Annotated in this window: 25 protein-coding genes; 19 read left to right on the top strand and 6 right to left on the bottom strand. The window is 41.2% G+C overall.

The window, feature by feature from the left end; all coding sequences use genetic code 11:
* The first annotated feature begins 356 nt into the window (after nt 1–356).
* The 13 genes from nifK (at nt 357) to V7K15_RS28685 (ending at nt 9,491) form a co-directional block, all read left to right on the top strand.
* Nucleotides 357–1,892, top strand: coding sequence for a nitrogenase molybdenum-iron protein subunit beta (nifK, locus tag V7K15_RS28745; protein WP_334911231.1), 1,536 nt, complete (start codon nt 357–359; stop codon nt 1,890–1,892).
* A gap of 189 nt (nt 1,893–2,081) precedes the next feature.
* Nucleotides 2,082–2,423 carry a Mo-dependent nitrogenase C-terminal domain-containing protein gene (locus V7K15_RS28740; protein ID WP_334827849.1) on the top strand — a complete coding sequence of 114 codons (342 nt, stop codon included), beginning with the start codon at nt 2,082–2,084 and terminating at the stop codon, nt 2,421–2,423.
* Between the two features lie 118 nt (nt 2,424–2,541).
* Entirely contained in the window at nt 2,542–3,924 is a 1,383-nt protein-coding gene (gene nifE / locus V7K15_RS28735) for a nitrogenase iron-molybdenum cofactor biosynthesis protein NifE (RefSeq protein WP_334911229.1), read from the top strand.
* Nucleotides 3,925–4,072: 148 nt separating this feature from the next.
* Entirely contained in the window at nt 4,073–4,321 is a 249-nt protein-coding gene (locus V7K15_RS28730) for a hypothetical protein (RefSeq protein WP_334911227.1), read from the top strand.
* Nucleotides 4,322–5,629 (top strand): nitrogenase iron-molybdenum cofactor biosynthesis protein NifN, encoded by a 1,308-nt coding sequence (nifN, locus tag V7K15_RS28725; RefSeq protein ID WP_334911225.1) that lies wholly within the window; start codon nt 4,322–4,324, stop codon nt 5,627–5,629. It abuts the gene before it with no gap.
* Between the two features lie 100 nt (nt 5,630–5,729).
* Nucleotides 5,730–6,143 (top strand): nitrogen fixation protein NifX, encoded by a 414-nt coding sequence (nifX, locus tag V7K15_RS28720; RefSeq protein ID WP_334911249.1) that lies wholly within the window; start codon nt 5,730–5,732, stop codon nt 6,141–6,143.
* A complete protein-coding gene (locus tag V7K15_RS28715; protein ID WP_334911223.1) occupies nt 6,140–6,616 on the top strand; it encodes a NifX-associated nitrogen fixation protein in 477 nt (158 codons plus the stop codon). The genes nifX and V7K15_RS28715 overlap by 4 nt, the downstream gene beginning before the upstream one ends.
* A 131-nt stretch (nt 6,617–6,747) precedes the next feature.
* Complete coding sequence (locus tag V7K15_RS28710) at nt 6,748–6,948, top strand: CCE_0567 family metalloprotein (protein ID WP_229495682.1); 201 nt, start codon at nt 6,748–6,750, stop codon at nt 6,946–6,948.
* A complete protein-coding gene (gene nifW, locus V7K15_RS28705) occupies nt 6,945–7,262 on the top strand; it encodes a nitrogenase-stabilizing/protective protein NifW (protein ID WP_334911221.1) in 318 nt (105 codons plus the stop codon). The genes V7K15_RS28710 and nifW overlap by 4 nt, the downstream gene beginning before the upstream one ends.
* Before the next feature lie 10 nt (nt 7,263–7,272).
* Nucleotides 7,273–8,079: a HesA/MoeB/ThiF family protein gene (locus V7K15_RS28700; RefSeq protein WP_334911218.1), complete on the top strand. Its 807-nt coding sequence runs from the start codon at nt 7,273–7,275 to the stop codon at nt 8,077–8,079.
* Between the two features lie 152 nt (nt 8,080–8,231).
* Nucleotides 8,232–8,606 (top strand): iron-sulfur cluster assembly accessory protein, encoded by a 375-nt coding sequence (locus tag V7K15_RS28695; RefSeq protein WP_334911216.1) that lies wholly within the window; start codon nt 8,232–8,234, stop codon nt 8,604–8,606.
* Nucleotides 8,607–8,836: 230 nt separating this feature from the next.
* Nucleotides 8,837–9,136 carry a 2Fe-2S iron-sulfur cluster-binding protein gene (locus V7K15_RS28690; protein ID WP_292829425.1) on the top strand — a complete coding sequence of 100 codons (300 nt, stop codon included), beginning with the start codon at nt 8,837–8,839 and terminating at the stop codon, nt 9,134–9,136.
* A gap of 103 nt (nt 9,137–9,239) precedes the next feature.
* Nucleotides 9,240–9,491, top strand: coding sequence for a FeoA family protein (locus tag V7K15_RS28685; protein ID WP_334911214.1), 252 nt, complete (start codon nt 9,240–9,242; stop codon nt 9,489–9,491).
* A gap of 144 nt (nt 9,492–9,635) precedes the next feature.
* On the opposite strand, the gene V7K15_RS28680 is transcribed toward V7K15_RS28685, so the two are convergent.
* Entirely contained in the window at nt 9,636–9,845 is a 210-nt protein-coding gene (locus tag V7K15_RS28680) for a TOBE domain-containing protein (RefSeq protein ID WP_334911212.1), read from the bottom strand.
* A 1,133-nt stretch (nt 9,846–10,978) separates the two neighbouring features.
* Here V7K15_RS28680 and V7K15_RS28675 point away from each other — a divergent pair.
* Genes V7K15_RS28675 through V7K15_RS28665 form a run of 3 tightly spaced genes read left to right on the top strand, consistent with a single transcriptional unit; the run spans nt 10,979 to nt 13,109 of the window.
* Entirely contained in the window at nt 10,979–11,443 is a 465-nt protein-coding gene (locus V7K15_RS28675; protein ID WP_334911211.1) for an ankyrin repeat domain-containing protein, read from the top strand.
* Nucleotides 11,430–12,716, top strand: coding sequence for a SagB/ThcOx family dehydrogenase (locus V7K15_RS28670; RefSeq protein ID WP_334911209.1), 1,287 nt, complete (start codon nt 11,430–11,432; stop codon nt 12,714–12,716). The genes V7K15_RS28675 and V7K15_RS28670 overlap by 14 nt, the downstream gene beginning before the upstream one ends.
* An 18-nt stretch (nt 12,717–12,734) precedes the next feature.
* Nucleotides 12,735–13,109 (top strand): hypothetical protein, encoded by a 375-nt coding sequence (locus tag V7K15_RS28665; protein ID WP_334911207.1) that lies wholly within the window; start codon nt 12,735–12,737, stop codon nt 13,107–13,109.
* Between the two features lie 82 nt (nt 13,110–13,191).
* On the opposite strand, the gene V7K15_RS28660 is transcribed toward V7K15_RS28665, so the two are convergent.
* The 5 genes from V7K15_RS28660 to V7K15_RS28640 form a co-directional block, all read right to left on the bottom strand.
* Nucleotides 13,192–13,662, bottom strand: coding sequence for a hydrogenase maturation protease (locus V7K15_RS28660; protein ID WP_334911205.1), 471 nt, complete (start codon nt 13,660–13,662; stop codon nt 13,192–13,194).
* A 141-nt stretch (nt 13,663–13,803) separates the two neighbouring features.
* Nucleotides 13,804–13,977 (bottom strand): DUF433 domain-containing protein, encoded by a 174-nt coding sequence (locus tag V7K15_RS28655; protein WP_334911203.1) that lies wholly within the window; start codon nt 13,975–13,977, stop codon nt 13,804–13,806.
* Nucleotides 13,978–14,279: 302 nt separating this feature from the next.
* Complete coding sequence (locus V7K15_RS28650) at nt 14,280–14,702, bottom strand: hypothetical protein (protein ID WP_334911201.1); 423 nt, start codon at nt 14,700–14,702, stop codon at nt 14,280–14,282.
* 344 nt (nt 14,703–15,046) lie between these two features.
* Nucleotides 15,047–15,184, bottom strand: a complete 138-nt coding sequence (locus V7K15_RS28645) for a hypothetical protein (protein ID WP_334911199.1) — start codon at nt 15,182–15,184, stop codon at nt 15,047–15,049.
* Nucleotides 15,185–15,195: 11 nt separating this feature from the next.
* Nucleotides 15,196–15,378 (bottom strand): type II toxin-antitoxin system VapC family toxin, encoded by a 183-nt coding sequence (locus tag V7K15_RS28640; protein ID WP_334911197.1) that lies wholly within the window; start codon nt 15,376–15,378, stop codon nt 15,196–15,198.
* Nucleotides 15,379–15,715: 337 nt separating this feature from the next.
* On the opposite strand from V7K15_RS28640, the gene V7K15_RS28635 reads away from it, so the two are divergent.
* The 3 genes from V7K15_RS28635 (at nt 15,716) to V7K15_RS28625 (ending at nt 16,723) form a co-directional block, all read left to right on the top strand.
* On the top strand, nt 15,716–15,925 hold the full coding sequence (locus tag V7K15_RS28635) for a type II toxin-antitoxin system HicB family antitoxin (RefSeq protein ID WP_334911195.1): 210 nt from the start codon (nt 15,716–15,718) through the stop codon (nt 15,923–15,925).
* A 3-nt stretch (nt 15,926–15,928) separates the two neighbouring features.
* On the top strand, nt 15,929–16,117 hold the full coding sequence (locus tag V7K15_RS28630) for a type II toxin-antitoxin system HicA family toxin (RefSeq protein WP_334911193.1): 189 nt from the start codon (nt 15,929–15,931) through the stop codon (nt 16,115–16,117).
* A 153-nt stretch (nt 16,118–16,270) separates the two neighbouring features.
* The gene (locus V7K15_RS28625; protein WP_334911191.1) at nt 16,271–16,723 is read left to right on the top strand and encodes a hypothetical protein; all 453 of its coding nucleotides are present in this window, start codon (nt 16,271–16,273) and stop codon (nt 16,721–16,723) included.
* The last annotated feature ends 32 nt before the right edge of the window (nt 16,724–16,755 follow it).

Raw genomic sequence — 16,755 nt, 5'->3', positions numbered from 1 at the left:
GGATTACTCCGGCCCTTATCACGGTTATGACGGCTTCGCCATCTTCGCACGCGACATGGACTTGGCACTCAACAGCCCAACCTGGGGATTAATTGGCGCTCCTTGGAATGAAAAAGCTCAGGCTAAGAAGGCTGAAGCTAAGGCTAAGGCTGCCGTTTAGGGAAATGGGAGAGTGAGATAAGTAAGGATAACCTGGGGTTTTAGCCCCAGGGGGGAGTTGGGAATACAAAATTCAAAATTAAAAATGAAAATTAATTTTGGTTTTTGCATTTTGAATTTTGAATCATATTCCCACTCCCGCCTTAAATCTTTATTCCTCGATTAGTAAAGAATTCAGTAAGCTTGGAGATCCGAAAATGCCTCAGAATCCCGAAAAAATTCAAGACCACGTAGAGTTATTCCACCAACCTGAGTACCAACAGCTATTTGAAAACAAAAAGCAGTTTGAAAACGGTCACGAAGCTGAAGAAGTAACACGAGTTGCAGAGTGGACAAAGAGTTGGGATTATCGTGAAAAGAACTTCGCTCGTGAAGCTTTAACCGTTAACCCTGCTAAAGGTTGTCAACCATTGGGAGCAATCTTTGCTGCTGTTGGTTTTGAAGGCACTCTACCTTTTGTTCAAGGTTCTCAAGGTTGCGTTGCTTACTTCCGCACACACTTAACCCGCCACTACAAAGAACCATTCTCTGGTGTATCTTCTTCAATGACTGAAGATGCAGCCGTGTTTGGTGGTCTGCAAAACATGATTGACGGCTTGGCGAACTCTTACCAACTCTACAAGCCCAAGATGATCGCTGTCTGCACCACCTGTATGGCAGAAGTAATTGGTGATGACTTGCAGTCTTTCATCAACAACGCCAAGGAAGCTGGTTCAGTTCCTCAAGATTTCCCAGTACCCTACGCTCACACCCCTAGCTTTGTTGGCTCCCACATCACTGGTTACGACAACATGATGAAGGGAATTCTTTCTAACCTGACAGCAGGTCATAAGAAAGAAACCAGCAATGGTAAGATCAACTTTATCCCAGGTTTTGACACCTACGTTGGCAACAACCGAGAAATCAAGCGGATTGCTTCGTTGTTCGGCTTTGACTACACAATTCTAGCCGACAACAGCGACTATCTGGATTCACCCAACACAGGTGAGTTCAATATGTACCCAGGTGGTACAAAGCTAGAAGATGCAGAAGATTCAATTAATGCTAAAGCTACGATCGCTCTGCAAGCACACTCCACCCTCAAAACCCGCGAGTACATTGAAAAAGAGTGGAAGCAACCAACCTCAGTTTCCCGTCCTTGGGGTATTAAGGGTACTGATGAGTTCTTGATGAAACTCAGCCAACTGAGTGGTATCCCCATTCCCGAACAATTGGAAATTGAACGCGGTCAGGCAGTTGATGCCATGACTGACTCCCACTCATGGATTCACGGCAAGCGCTTCGCTATCTACGGCGAACCAGATTTAGTATACAGCGTAGTTGGCTTTATGCTAGAAATGGGTGCTGAACCTGTGCATATCTTGGTTCACAACAGCAACGAAGTATTTGAAGCAGAAATGAAAGAACTGCTTGCTTCTAGCCCCTTTGGTAGCAATGCAACTCTTTGGCCTGGTAAAGACCTGTGGCACCTGCGTTCTTTGATGTTCACCGAACCCGTAGACTTCCTTATTGGTAACAGCTACGGTAAGTACCTGTGGCGCGATACTAAGACTCCCTTAGTGAGAATTGGCTATCCCATCATAGATCGTCACCACTTACACCGCTACTCCACCATTGGTTATCAAGGTGCGATCAACTTGCTCAACTGGGTTGTAAATACCCTGTTTGAAGAAATCGATCGCAACACCAACATTCCTTCTAAGACAGATATTTCTTACGACTTGATTCGTTAGAAATTGCGTAGAAACACAACGTGTTAATTAAAGGGTAAAGAAGGGGAGTAGGGAGTGGGTACAGACGTGATTAATCGCGTCTGTACGGGAATAGGGAAATATCCAAATCCAATGCCCCATGCCCAATCCCCAATGCCCAATCCCCAACTTCCCTTTTTCTTTCTAGCATTTACCTGAGGTATTAAATAGATGGAAACCATCAATCATACTCACGAACACACTCACGCTCACCCTAATTACCATCCACCTAACTATAAAAAACCAGGGAAGTTCAATAATCTTCTCAATCCGTTGCGCCGTCTAGTGGATGGAATTCAGGTTAAAAATAATCGCATCGCTCATCTAATTTGCCAAACAATTCCTTGTTGTTGTCCCTTTGAGCAACAAATTAAATTATTTGGGCGGTCTATTGATATCCCAGCATTGTGTAAACTCAATCCTTTATATGACGAATTTGTAGGATTGCGTTTTCGGGCTTTATCTTACCTCGCTGATGTCTGTGGAGAGGATGTCACAAAATACATTTGTTAGTCATTAGTCATCGGTCATTGGTCATTAGTCAGTAGAGACGCGATTAATCGCGTCTGTACAATGGTCATTAGTTATTCAAATGACAAAGGACAATTAACAATTCAGTACGAGAAGAGAGATGAAAATCACCCAAGGCAAAATCAACGAGCTGCTCACTGAGCCAGGATGCGAGCATAATCAGCACAAACAATCTGAAAAGAAAAACAAGTCTTGCGCCCAACAGGCACAACCTGGCGCGGCTCAAGGGGGCTGTGCCTTTGATGGTGCAATGATTGCCTTAGTACCGATCGCAGATGCAGCGCATCTAGTCCACGGCCCGATCGCCTGTGCTGGTAATTCCTGGGGCAGTCGTGGTAGTCTATCATCTGGCCCTCAACTCTACAAAATGGGCTTTACGACTGACTTGGGTGAAAATGATGTCATCTTCGGTGGCGAAAAGAAGCTTTACAAAGCGATTCTGGAACTCAAAGAGCGCTACCAACCAGCAGCTGTATTTGTCTACGCTACCTGCGTGACAGCCTTAATTGGTGATGATGTTGATGCTGTCTGCAAAGCGGCTGCTGAGAAAATTGGTACTCCTGTTATTCCTGTCATTGCACCAGGATTCATTGGTAGTAAAAATCTGGGTAATCGTTTTGGTGGTGAAGCTTTGTTGGAATATGTTGTCGGCACAGCAGAACCGGAACATACAACCCCCTATGATATTAACTTAATCGGTGAATACAACATCGCCGGAGAAATGTGGGGAGTAACACCACTGTTAGAAAAATTAGGCATTCGTATTTTGTCTAAAATTACGGGCGATGCTCGCTACAATGAAATTCGCTACGCCCACCGCGCCAAGCTGAACGTGATGATCTGCTCACGAGCGCTGGTCAATATGGCCAGAAAGATGGAGGAGCGTTACAACATCCCCTACATTGAAGAGTCTTTCTACGGCATTGATGATATGAATCACTGCCTGCGAAATATCGCTGCTAAATTAGGCGACGCTGATTTACAGGAGCGCACAGAAAAGCTGATTGCAGAAGAAACTGCTGCTTTAGATTTGGCATTGGCTCCCTATCGCGCTCGACTCAAAGGGAAGCGGGTTGTCTTGTATACAGGTGGTGTCAAGAGTTGGTCGATTATCTCGGCGGCTAAGGACTTAGGGATTGAAGTTGTTGCTACCAGTACGAGGAAAAGTACTGAGGAAGATAAAACCAAAATCAAGAAGTTGCTCGGCAACGATGGCATTATGTTGGAGAAGGGCAACGCTCAGGAATTGCTACAGGTGGTTAAAGACACTCGCGCAGATATGCTGATTGCTGGTGGTCGTAACCAATACACCGCTTTGAAAGCTCGAATTCCTTTCCTTGATATCAACCAAGAACGTCACCATCCCTATGCAGGTTATGTGGGGATGATTGAGATGGCGCGGGAACTGTACGAAGCTCTGTATAGCCCAATTTGGGAACAGATACGTAAGCCCGCTCCTTGGGAAGAAGAGGAGGTAGTTTAGTGACGACTCTCGCCGCTAATTGCCAGGAATGTAGCGGGAGCATCTAACCTCACGATTAGAATTTGCTGATTCACGGGACTGGTATTCCAGTATCATCCACAGCCAGCAACGATGCATCCTCACCGTTGTTTTGAACAAGTACAAAAGTATGTTCAACCTATTACGCACACACTTTCACCTAGACAACGATTCATGCCTAGAACCCCATACCATGTTTTCAATGTTCAGTAGTTTAGCAGTGCGAATTACCGCTACTCTGCTACTACAAGTATACCATGAAACCATTGTCATTGCTAGATTTTGGGGTATCGAACCCCTAAAATCTAGCAATGACTACCACTACCCCCGTCACCGCCAATCGGAATACCGATGTGGCGGGAGTACCCTGGAGGTTTAGATGGCTATCGTTACCGTTTCTAACAAAGCATTGACAGTTAATCCTCTCAAGCAAAGTCAAGCTTTGGGTGCAACCTTAGCCTTTTTGGGATTGAAAGGGACGATGCCCTTATTCCACGGTTCTCAAGGTTGTACTGCTTTTGCTAAAGTTGTCCTGGTGCGGCATTTCCGGGAAGCGATTCCCCTAGCTACGACAGCGATGACGGAAGTCACTACTATCTTAGGTGGTGAAGAGAATGTGGAACAAGCAATTCTCACTTTGGTAGAAAAGGCTAACCCGGAAATTATTGGTTTATGTACCACTGGATTGACTGAAACTAGAGGAGATGACATCGAGGGTTTTCTTAAGGCAATCCGCGATCGCCACCCAGAATTGAATGATTTGGCGATCGTTTTTGCACCTACCCCAGATTTTAAAGGTGCGTTGCAAGATGGTTTTGCTGTTGCTGTGGAAAGCATAGTTAAGGAAATTCCTCAACCAGGTGTAATCAGAACTGAACAAGTGACGATTTTGGCGGGTTCTGCCTTCACACCAGGGGATGTACAAGAAATCAAAGAGATAGTCACGGCTTTTGGCTTGATACCTATCTTTATACCTGACCTTGGCGCTTCTCTAGATGGTCATTTAGAAGATAATTACAGTGCTGTTACAGTCAGTGGGACTACCTTAAAACAGCTACAAGAAGTAGGTAGTTCTGCTTTTACCCTAGCATTGGGTGAAAGTATGCGGAGTGCTGCCAAGATTCTGGAAGAACGCTTTGGCACACCTTATGAGGTGTTTGGCGAACTGACTGGATTAGAAGCGGTAGATGAGTTTATTCAAGCATTGGCAATTCTGAGTGGTAACAGCGTACCCGAAAAATACCGCCGCCAACGTCGTCAGTTGCAAGATGCGATGTTGGACACTCACTTTTACTTCGGTGCAAAACGAGTTTCTTTAGCGCTGGAACCAGATTTGTTGTGGTCAATAGTGCATTTCCTGCAATCGATGGGAGCGCAAATTCATGCGGCGGTGACTACCACGCGATCGCCTTTACTAGAAAAACTCCCGCTTAAAAACATCACAATCGGCGATTTGGAAGACTTTGAGAGTCTAGCAGACGGTTCTGATTTGCTGATTGGTAACTCGAATGTCGGTGCGATCGCCAAACGGCTCTCGATTCCTCTTTATCGTCTCGGACTGCCCATTTATGACCGCTTAGGTAATGGTCAATTTACTAAAGTTGGCTATCGAGGCACGATGGAACTTGTGTATGGCATCGGCAACCTGTTTTTAGAACAAGAAGAGTCATTCGTCATTCGTCATTGATGAGTAGCAAATGACAAAGAGAGAAGTCTGATCTAAAAAAGCCTTAGATCAGAACTTCAGAGACAAAGGATAAATGACAACTGACAAAGGACAAATTAGGATGAAAATTGCCTTCACGACGAGTGACCGAGTTCATATTAATACTCATTTTGGAGCAGCAGATGAAATTGATGTTTATGAAATCTCGGATGAAGGATATAAATTCCTAGAGACTCTTAACTTTGAGGATCAGCTCCAAGAAGAGAATAATGAGAGTAGACTCGCACCAAAACTTGCGGCTCTAGAGGATTGCACAATTATTTATGTAATAGCAATTGGTGGTAGCGCTGCCGCTCGGTTAATTAAGAAAGGTGTTACCCCAGTGAAGGCGCGATCGGAAGAAGAAGAAATTAGTGAAGTGCTAAATAAGCTAGTAAAAACCCTCAAAGGTAATCCTCCACCTTGGTTGCGTAAAGCTTTACAGCCAAAATCCACAAGTTTTGCAGATGAAGTTGAAAATGAAGCAACGGTATGACCACAAATAATAGTGTTAACGGAACTGCAACAACTGAAGTCTTGAACTCACCTTTCCTTAAGGTATTAATTCAACAAATCCGTGGTCAAGACAGTTATGGATTTTATCGTAATTGGTCTGATGAGTTGATTCTCAAACCCTTTATTGTCACTAAACAAAAGAAGCGGGAAATCTCCGTTGAGGCCGAAGTTGATCCGGTAACTCAAGCTCGAATTATGGCATTTTTTCGAGCTGTAGCTGCTGGGATTGAACAGGAAACAGGTTTGATATCCCAGGTTGTGGTTGATTTAAGCCATGAAGGATTTGGCTGGGCGCTAGTTTTTTCTGGCCGTCTTTTGCTAGCTGTGAAAACCTTACGAGATGCTCATCGCTTTGGCTTTGACTCGCTGGATAAATTAGCAGAAGAGGGAGAAAACCACGTCAAAAAAGGCATTGATTTGGCGAAGCGCTTTCCTGAAGTTGGCAACCTTTAAGAGTGCTGAGTGAATAGTGAAGAGTTAGAAATTAAAAATTATATAACTCATAACTTCTAACTCAGAATTCATAACTCATAACTCAGCACTCAGCACTGAATAAGGAGTGGCTAATTGTGCAAGCAGAAAAAATAACTATTGAGGAACTACAAGGACAAATCAGACGCCTCAATAGCAAAGCTGGTCAAATGAAAATGGATCTGCATGATTTAGCTGAAGGGCTACCAACAGATTACAAACAACTTATGGATGTTGCGGCGGCAACTTATGAAATCTATCGCCAGTTAGATGAACTGAAACAACATCTGAAAAAATTGGAGAATGCTAAATGACTGGAACTATTGATGAATTCAAGCAGCTCGTAGATGCAGAAGAATTTTTTAAATTCTTTAACCTGTCCTACGATCCAAAAGTTGTAAATGTAAATCGTCTACATATTCTCAAAAAGTTTTCTCAATACATGAAAGAAATTGATGATAATTCTCCTGACTTGAGTCAAGAAGAGAAATTAAATCAATATTCTTTGGCTTTGCAAAAAGCCTATCAGGTATTCATCGAATCAACACCTCACGAACAAAAGCTGTTCAAAGTGTTTAACGATAAGCCGAAAAATGTAGTCACACTGACAGAAATCACTTCTGATTAGGAGGTATAAATTGGTTAACCTGATGCCTACCGAATTAGAACGCTATCGTCGCCAAATGATGCTTCCGAATTTTGGCGAAACAGCACAGAAGCGCCTGAAGTCAGCGACAGTTCTGGTTACAGGTGTGGGGGGATTAGGCGGTACGGCGGCGCTTTACCTAGCAGTAGCGGGCGTTGGGCGGCTAATCCTAGTCCGGGGTGGTGACTTGCGGCTAGATGATATGAATCGTCAGGTTCTAATGACTGATGATTGGGTAGGTAAGCCAAGGGTATTCAAAGCTAAAGAAACTCTGGACGCGATTAATCCTGACGTCCAAGTGGAAACTGTTCATGATTACATCACCCCGGAAAATGTAGATTCGTTAGTGCAGTCTGCTGATATGGCTCTTGATTGCGCCCACAACTTTACGGAGCGCAATTTGTTAAATGAAGCCTGTGTACGCTGGCGTAAGCCAATGGTAGAAGCCGCAATGAACGGGATGGAAGCTTACCTGACGACGATTATTCCTGGTGTGACTCCTTGTTTGTCTTGTCTGTTTCCCGAAAAGCCTGATTGGGATCAGCGCGGCTTTTCAGTTCTAGGCGCTGTCTCTGGGACACTAGCTTGTCTAACGGCTTTGGAAGCTATCAAGCTGATCACCGGGTTTAGTCAGCCTTTATTGTCGCAATTGCTGACAATCGACCTGAATCGGATGGAATTTGCTAAACGCCGTTCTCACCGCGATCGCTCTTGTCCAGTATGCGGTAATAGTGCCCCTTGGAGACACGCGCAATCGAATTCGATGGAACCCACAGGTATTGTACAAAATAGTCATTAGTCACTTGTACTGAGCGTTCGCATAGCGTCTCGTAGAGAAGCCGTTCGCGCAGCCTCTCGTAGAGAAGTATTGGTGATTAGTGAATAACAAAGGACAAATGACAACCCACACCTGAAATCAGAATAACTAATCGCTACAAATCAGGAGAACTGATGACCGTTACTTTATCAGAAAAAGCAGAATTTCATCTGCGGGCATTGCTGGGAGGTTCCGCACCCGACGCTAATGGCGCAACTAAAGGTATCCGCATCTCTGTAAAAGATGGTGGTTGCAGTGGCCATGAATATGCAATGGATATCACCAGCAAGCCCCAACCAGATGATTTAGTAACCCAGCAAGGCAAAGTGCTGGTTTACGTTGATGCCAAAAGTGCGCCGTTATTAGAAGAAATTGTGGTTGACTTCGTTGAGGGAGTGACGGAAAGCGGTTTTAAGTTCACCAACCCCAATGCAACTGATAAATGCGGTGGTTGTGGAAAGTCTCTCAAAGCAGGCGACAGTAAGCCGACTGGTGTACCTTGCAGCTAACATCATTCCCTTAGCCCCAAGTCTGATTGTAGAAGCTTCTCATAGACGTACTCCGCAGAGTTTCAATCCCTTTGAGGTGGCTTCTCGTTCGCGTTGCATCCCTTATCCCTATAGAGAAACTTGCTAAAGCGTAGCTTCTGCGTAAGAAGAAGGGAAGCAAAGAGTAGGATACGTTGCTCAAAAACTTCGCAAATTAGACCAACTGTATAACGTTTGAGGAGAATCGGAAAATGGCTACGTACCAAGTTAGATTAATCAACAAAAAAGAAGACCTCGACACCACAATTGAAGTTGATGAAGAGACTACCATTTTAGATGCAGCAGAAGAAAATGGTATTGAGTTGCCGGCTTCTTGTCAAGCAGGTTCTTGCTCTAGTTGTGTTGGCAAAGTCGTCGAAGGCGAAATTAATCAAGAAGATCAAAACTTCCTGGATGACGAGCAGATTTCTAAAGGATTCGCTCTACTTTGTGTTACTTATGCTCGTTCTAATTGCACAATCAAAACACATCAAGAACCCTATCTCGTCTAAAATATTACTTTGGTTGCTGTCTTTGGCGACTAAATAAAACATAAAGGAAGAAGGATGAAATATACTTCCTTCTTCCCTTCACAATTCCTAATTTATAATTCAAATGTTTACCCGCTTTAGTGTAACTAGCTGTTCATTAGAATTATTGAGAATGGGAGAGCGAGGAATCGTCATCTTCTGTAAAAGTCAGGATGAAACAATCTTGACAAAACTGATATCAATGGGGGTAATACCAGGAACTACTATCACTTTAGAACAACACTTTCCCTCATTAATTATTAAAGTAGAAAATAAATCTTTAGCACTAGATGTAGAAAGTATCCGCGCTATTTATGTCCATATTGTTGATAGTTGAATTAATTAACATCTATATAATACCCTCTTGACGTCACTCCTTTCCTAATTAATTCCAGGAGTGAGGTCAATCAATTTATAGATATGAATGCAATTTGGTATTAGAGATAGAGCCGCTTGCAAGAAAAGGCAACTTACCTATTTTTCATTCAACAGCAACTATCACATCTGATGATTTAATCACAGCAAGAGCCTGCTTACCTTCTACAAGTCCGAGCGTTTGCGCTGATGATTTTGTGATGATTGACACTAACTCTACTCCTGGTGCTATTTCTAAAGTTATCTCAGTATTAACTGAACCATGTACAACTTTTGTTACAGTACCTTTGAGAGAATTCCGAGCGCTAATTTCCATTTTTTGTCTCTGTCTTACTTATACTTAAATAAAGTAGCATATTTCCAAGCACATTTTGGTTGAAAAAGGGAATCCTTTAATATTTCTTAAGGACTGTCAGATATATAAAGGAAATCTTAGTGTCATCTCTCTGTTTTATTAAACACAAGATTCAAAGTAATTCATAATTCATAATTCATAATTAAAAAGAGTTTGTACCCGGTGCAACTACCAAGCAGTCCTGTTTTAGTTGGGGCTTCGGCGTGAGCGCTACTTCTCTACGAGAGGCTGCGCCAACGACAACGCTCAGTACAAGTCAGTCGAACGGTTGAAATCGCCTTTCTATTACATAATTATGAGTTTTCAATGGAAACGTTACATCCAATTTGAGAATTTTTAGATATTGATGGTGAATAGGGTAGGCGTTTCACGTTTTAGATATTGCTAATATTTAGTAACATTAACAACTGACTAATAACCGAATTTGTTTTATTTAAAGTAACTTACAGCAGTTTTTATTTATTTTAACCATGTTTGTTGTAGAGAATATTTAAAACGTCGTTTGCAGCCAGATGCTGGAAATACTGCTTATTGCGGCTCTGGCGTTAGTAAGGGAGGCGGAGCCTCAATGAGGGGCATTCCCAGTCTCCGACTGGGAACGAGGTAAAACGAGGTAAAAAATGCTGCATTTTCACTGTATTTCAAGATTTTTTTGGAGATATATCTGGGGATCTTTATAAATGATTCATAATTATAAATTATCAGAGTGATAATATATAACTAAGCTAAATTGTTGGAAGTCAACTTAGTAGTCTATTAAGTCAACTATGCTGGGTAAATAAGTTTGTAGTAAGGACTTTAGTCGTTGTGTTAAGCACTGAAGTACTTAGTACGTACTAAGCAAAGTTAGCTTGATGGACTATTAGTACTTGAGTAACAAAAAATTGCTGGGTCAGGGCGGTAAGTAGGGAGTAAGGAAAGACTTTTCGGATTACCAAATTTTTGAATATCTAGGAAATTTGCTTTGGTTAACTACTAGAGTTCAGCTATTCGTATAGCATTTTTAAATAATGGTGGGCAATGCCCACCATTAAGTTTTCCAAGAAAATTTATGCTTGAAATTTACTTACTTTTGTGACATTTAAAGAAGAAGTATGAGTCAATTAAACAGTCAAGATTTGAGTGAAGCAACAACCCAATGGCTAATAGCAAAAGGCTATAGTCTTGGGGATTTAAATCAGCAAGGTGAAAATGGGGATACAGCTTTGATGAAAGCGGCAAGAGAGGGAATTTATGCAGTCGTTAAAGAACTGATTGATCTAGGTGTGGATATCAATGCTCGAAATAGCGATTGCAACAATGCTTTGTGGTTTGCTTGTTTTGGTAATCACTACGATTTAATTAATTTACTGCTGGCTGTTAACATTAATATTGACAACCAAAATGATAACGGTGCAACTGTTTTAATGTATGCAGCTTCAGCCGGAAAGACAGAAGTCGTTAAGTTACTTTTACAGCATCATCCTAACTTAACTTTGAAAAACTTAGATGACTATAAAGCCATCGATTTTGCGAGTAACGTAGAAGTTTTAAGGATACTTAAAAATGCCACCAAGTAAGATATCGGGCAAAGCCTATCATGAGGCTACGAAGCATTCTTATTTATCGGTACAGCTTAATCCAAATTATGTAGATGCATCAACACAGCCATCTCCATTTAAAGTTTATCCAAAATTTTATCGGAGAGTGAAATTAAATCTCAATAATCCTGTTCATTCTTTTATCTCCTTAACCAGTACGATCACACTGGAAAAAGTGTATAAAGATAGCCTTTATACACTGCGAGTCAATCCATCAGCAGGCGCTCTGTATCCTACAGAAGTTTATGTACAGGTTCGCGGGATTGAGGGAATAGTAGATGGTATATATCATCTAGAAGTTGAGAATAATTGTCTAACTCTCATCTATGAATTAATTGATGATGGGTTAGAGAATTATATTATACCGGGTAAAAGTATCAAGGGATTCATCTTTTTAATTAGTTGTGTTTATTATAGGTCTAGCTGGAAATATCAAAATAGAAGCATGAGATATTGCTTATTAGATAGCGGACACCATTTAGGTGCAGTTGCAGCTTCAGCTTTTCTGCACAACCGAGATATACAACTAATTTTCGACTTTGATAAATTCGCTCTCAATTCCGATTTGGGATTTGAGAATAAAGAGTTTGTTACTGCTTGTGCGGTGTCAGGAGAACTACAAGACAAGAAAATCAGACACTTAAGGCTGAAAGTTCCTTTTGTCTGCGGTACTGATTATTTTGAATCTAATCAATTTATTGAAGATGCCTATCAAGCAACTACTCTCCAAAAGAGTCGCCAGCAGAAATTAGAGTATCCTCAATTTGACTTTGATAAGGATAAATTTTATCACACAGTTTGGGATAGACGTTCTATTAGACGTTTCCGGAAAGAGTCTATTTCTCAAGAAGATTATTTATATATAGTGCAGCAACTTCAGCAGCCAATACCGACAGAAAACTATGAGCAAATAGAAATTTACTCAGTGGTGCATCGAGTAGAGGGAATGACACCTGGGTTATATAAAGGTACGTATCTGGTTAAGACGGGTAATTTTAGTGAAAAGACGGGTTACTTATGTATTAATCAGGCTATTGCTAAAGATAGCGCTGTAACTTTATTTTTTGTGTCAGATTATTTAAATTATCAAACTGCTATGCAAATAGCTGGTTTTCTTGGACAAAGACTTTATTTAACTAGTAATTATTTGGGAATTCAGTGTAGTGGAATTGGTGCTTATTATGATGAAGAAACCCAGGAATTATTAGAAACAAATAAAGATGTACTTTATGGAATGGTAATTGGAAGATAAATAGGAAGCTAAAGAGAGATGCTTAGAAAGACGTATTACTTTAATGGTGATGACTCACATCCTATACAACCGACATCGGCGGATATTATACTGCGGCAGCAACTAGAATATTCTATTAGTAGATACTTTTATGACGCTTGCGATCGCACGATTCAAAATCTTCTATCTAATTGTCGGTGGTATGTCACAACCCATGCCAATGCTCTAACATTGGTAATTGAATGTCCCGATCAAGTTACTAATTGGCGTATTTTGCAAAAAATTGTGCCAATGGGGACATTACTATATGGAATTATCAGCAGTGCTAAAATCCGTGTTTGTCCGCCAGAAATTCAAGGCGTACCTTTTGAAATGAGGGTAGATGAACTTTCGGTTTATCGGGATTGGGCTTAAGAAAATAGTTAGGAGTTAAGAGTTTGGAGAGACGCGATTAATCGCGTCTGTACAGGATTTAGTAGTTAATAATTCAAAATTACTACTCATTATTCTGGCTGATAAGTGCGGTTATTTCTTCAAAAACCAAATCGGCAGAATGTTTGACAACAAGACTTAATTCCAGTCCAAAATCAAGATTTGCCGCCTCAATTAAATAAACTGTCACCTCTTCGGGAAAGTCATTTTGAAAAATTTTCCGTCCGGCGGCTAAAGCATTATCCCAGCGAAAATTGTGCAAGTTATAACTAGCTTCTGGCATTGCTTCTAGTTCTTTTCCTGGAACTTTAAACACAGCACCTGGTTCAGAACCTGTTGAACTTGCATCAATAATTACTAATTGTTTACTACCTCTAGCTTGAAACATTACTTCCATCCCGGCGGTGCCACAGTCATAAACTCGCACATGAGGATGAGGATTTTCAGCTAGATATTTTTGTAAGCGTTGGGCGATGATTACGCCTACTGCGTCGTCATTGCGATTGAGATTACCGCAACCGATAATAGTTAGCATGGAATGAAATTTAATTGTTTAAGCTAATTTGTTAAATATCTGCCTGAATTGTCACAGTATACACATCTTGATCCAGTAAGAATCTCATGCTCAAATAGATACTAGGCGAATATCTTCAGCTGCCACCAGCGCGATCGCGTATCATAAGCAGGCACGAATATCCTCAATTTGTAGGTCTAGATAGTAGTCTCTGATAATTTCTTCAAATGAAAGTCCGTCATTGAGCAGTTCAAGAATGCTTTGTACAGTGATGCGTGTACCTGCGAAACAAGGTTTACCAAAATGAATGTGAGAGTTAACTACGATTCTGTCCATATAACTATAAACTAATAATATGTTTCCTAAATTATAAAATAATAATTCGTGCTGCATCTATAAATGCAGTGAAGCATACTTTAAGGCTTAAGGTGATAGTAAAAGTATAATATTATTTTCTGGTGTCTATTATGGGATTATGAGCATCTGCTGAAACTAATATTTCAGAACGGGATGAAGATATCTTAAAAAACGAGATTGATCCTGTACGTGGTTCGGGTCTGCAAAATATAGGGTTACACCAGAGGCTTTGACTAATAATACAGACAAAGCCTCTGAATAAGTAAGTTATCAGCAGTAAACTAGAACTCTACACCATGTTTCTTGGCAATTTCAATAAGTTTCTCAGACTGATGTTGTGATGCTTTAGTTAAGAGTTCTTCAGCCTCTTCTCTAGTACTTCCCTCTTTAGGAATTAAGTACTTGACATAAAGAGATACAAAATCGGCTGCGATCGCTAAACCGGATAGAGCATGTTTGTCAGCTTCCTTACCAGCGATCGCTGATACTAAACCTGCTCTAATTGGGTCTGGTTTAACTTTCATGAACTGATCAACAAGTTTCGGAATGTATTCTGCTGGCGGCAAATTATCTAACTTACTTCTATCTGGAGTAAAGTTACATTCTGCGGCTTTTGCCTGCTCTAAAACACACCATTCTATGTATTCTTGCAATCCTGCGTCGGGAACGCGAGGCAGATATTCGTGTAGCGCTAAATCAGACACAAGCTTACCGTGTAAATTTCTGTTTTGTTGAAGTGCATTAATGCAAGCCTAACGCACTGTTTCTATAAGTTTTAGTATGTTACGCTACGAGTTTTGAATAAAGGGCATTGAGCATTGCAAAAATTCTACTTTTCAACCATCCTCTCAAATTAAAAGAGTTGGTGGAGCGATCGCTGAAATAGCAAATGCGTAGGCGAAGCCCGCCGGAGGCATCGCCGAAATAGCAAATGCTTAGGCGTAGCCAGCCGTAGGCATCACCGAAATTGTCTGGATCTCTTACGGGAGCGATGCAAGTGAGATAAACCAAAAAAGAGAGCGATCGCTAATCCCATCTACTTTTGTCGTCATTCTTTTAGGTCGCGGCTGAGAGCTAATTTAATCTCAATCAAGGTGGTTTCTTCTGGTACAAGTTTTAACAATTCTGAAACTGTGCCAACTTTCCAGGTCTTTGCTTGTAGACGTTCTCTTTTAGCTTGATCCATAGGTTAAAATCTCAAGATTTGGCTGCCCAAAGTAGGGAAACGTCGTACTGATTAAACATTGAATCGGCACTTACAAGCGTCATGTCTTCTTTCTGAGCCTGTGCAATCAACATTCTGTCAAAAGGATCTCGGTGATGCAAAGGCAATGCAGCCGCTCGTAAAGCATGAGAAGCTGTAATTTCTAGCGTTCGCATTGGCCAACACCTCCATCCGACTAGAAATATAACTGTCTAAAGGGTCTGCCAGAGGTAACTTTCCAATCGCAACTTTTATCCCCATTTCCCAAATGCTGGCAACTGAGAACCACAATTTATTTGTTTCATCGGCAATATGGGCAATAGCTGCTTCATTCAAAAGCTCTGGTTGGGTAAACCAGCATTGCGTATCTAGCAAAAGTTTCACTCCTCACCGCCCTCAAATGCTGCCAAAATGTCTTTTGGCAAAGGGGCATAGTGGTGCAAGGGTGATGTCTACGCTCAGTTAGATGACCGATCCAGTAAGCTGTAAGTGAGCGTTGTCTATGATTGTGATATGAAAACTTTTACTGCGATCGTTGAAAGAGATCCTGACACTAAGTTCTATGTTGGCTATGTCCCTGGCTTTACTGGAGCGCATTCTCAAGGTGAAACCTTGGATGAATTGCAGGAAAATTTGCGTGAAGTTATTGAAATGCTTCTAGAGGACGAGGATCTGGTATTCGAGACAGAGTTTGTAGGTATACAACAGATTGTGGTTCAGTAGACCATGAGTAATATTCCTGTTCTGAAACCCCAAGAAGTTGTACGAATATTGGAGAGCCTTGGGTTTGTGGAGGTACGTCAGAAAGGCTCACACAAACAGTTTCGACACGAAGATGGACGAGGAACTATAATGCCTATTGTAAATTTGTATTTTGCGCGATCGCGTCGCGTGTCGCAGGCGATCGCATTTTAGTTCAGTATAAATAGATAGTAGCAAATGTTGCAGCACAAGCGATAAATATGCTTGAGTAGAACTATCACACAATATGTATCAATGAAGCGTAAATCTGAACCATATAGCTAGGATAATGTTGAGAAGGCTAAGAAATAGATTTAGGTACGAATTATGACTAATGCACCGGATACAGAAGAACATTGGGCTACCAAATTAGAAAATTTAGAAGATAACAACTTACTGTGGAAACAGTACAACGTCTACACGGATTTATTTAAGTTTTATGTAAATGTTACATGGCAGGTAATTACATGGTTTTATGCAATTACAGGAGCGATTCTTGTCTACTATTTTGATCATATAAAAAATAATTCTTATCTTAGGTATGCCCTTGTTTTACCTGCTATTTTAAGCTTTGGATTCTATCAAATTTTCTCTTTTGGTGCTCGTCAGAATCAAGACTTAATTCGTTGGCTCAACTACATACGTGCACAACTCAGCCTTCCAGGGCGACCACACATTGAGGTTCTTAACCACTTTTTAGACTTAAGTAGCAAGCTGTTTCTAATTGTTGCACTTAGTCTTGGAGTTATGTTTGTCTTGAGCTTCTTTATACGACCGTGAGGCGATCGCTCAACTCTTAAAGCACAAAAATC

The sequence above is a fragment of the Nostoc sp. genome (assembly GCF_036919815.1).
Classification (GTDB): domain Bacteria; phylum Cyanobacteriota; class Cyanobacteriia; order Cyanobacteriales; family Nostocaceae; genus Nostoc.
The sequence above is the reverse complement of the archived record's forward strand: the minus strand, read 5'-3'. Positions and strand labels throughout refer to the sequence as shown.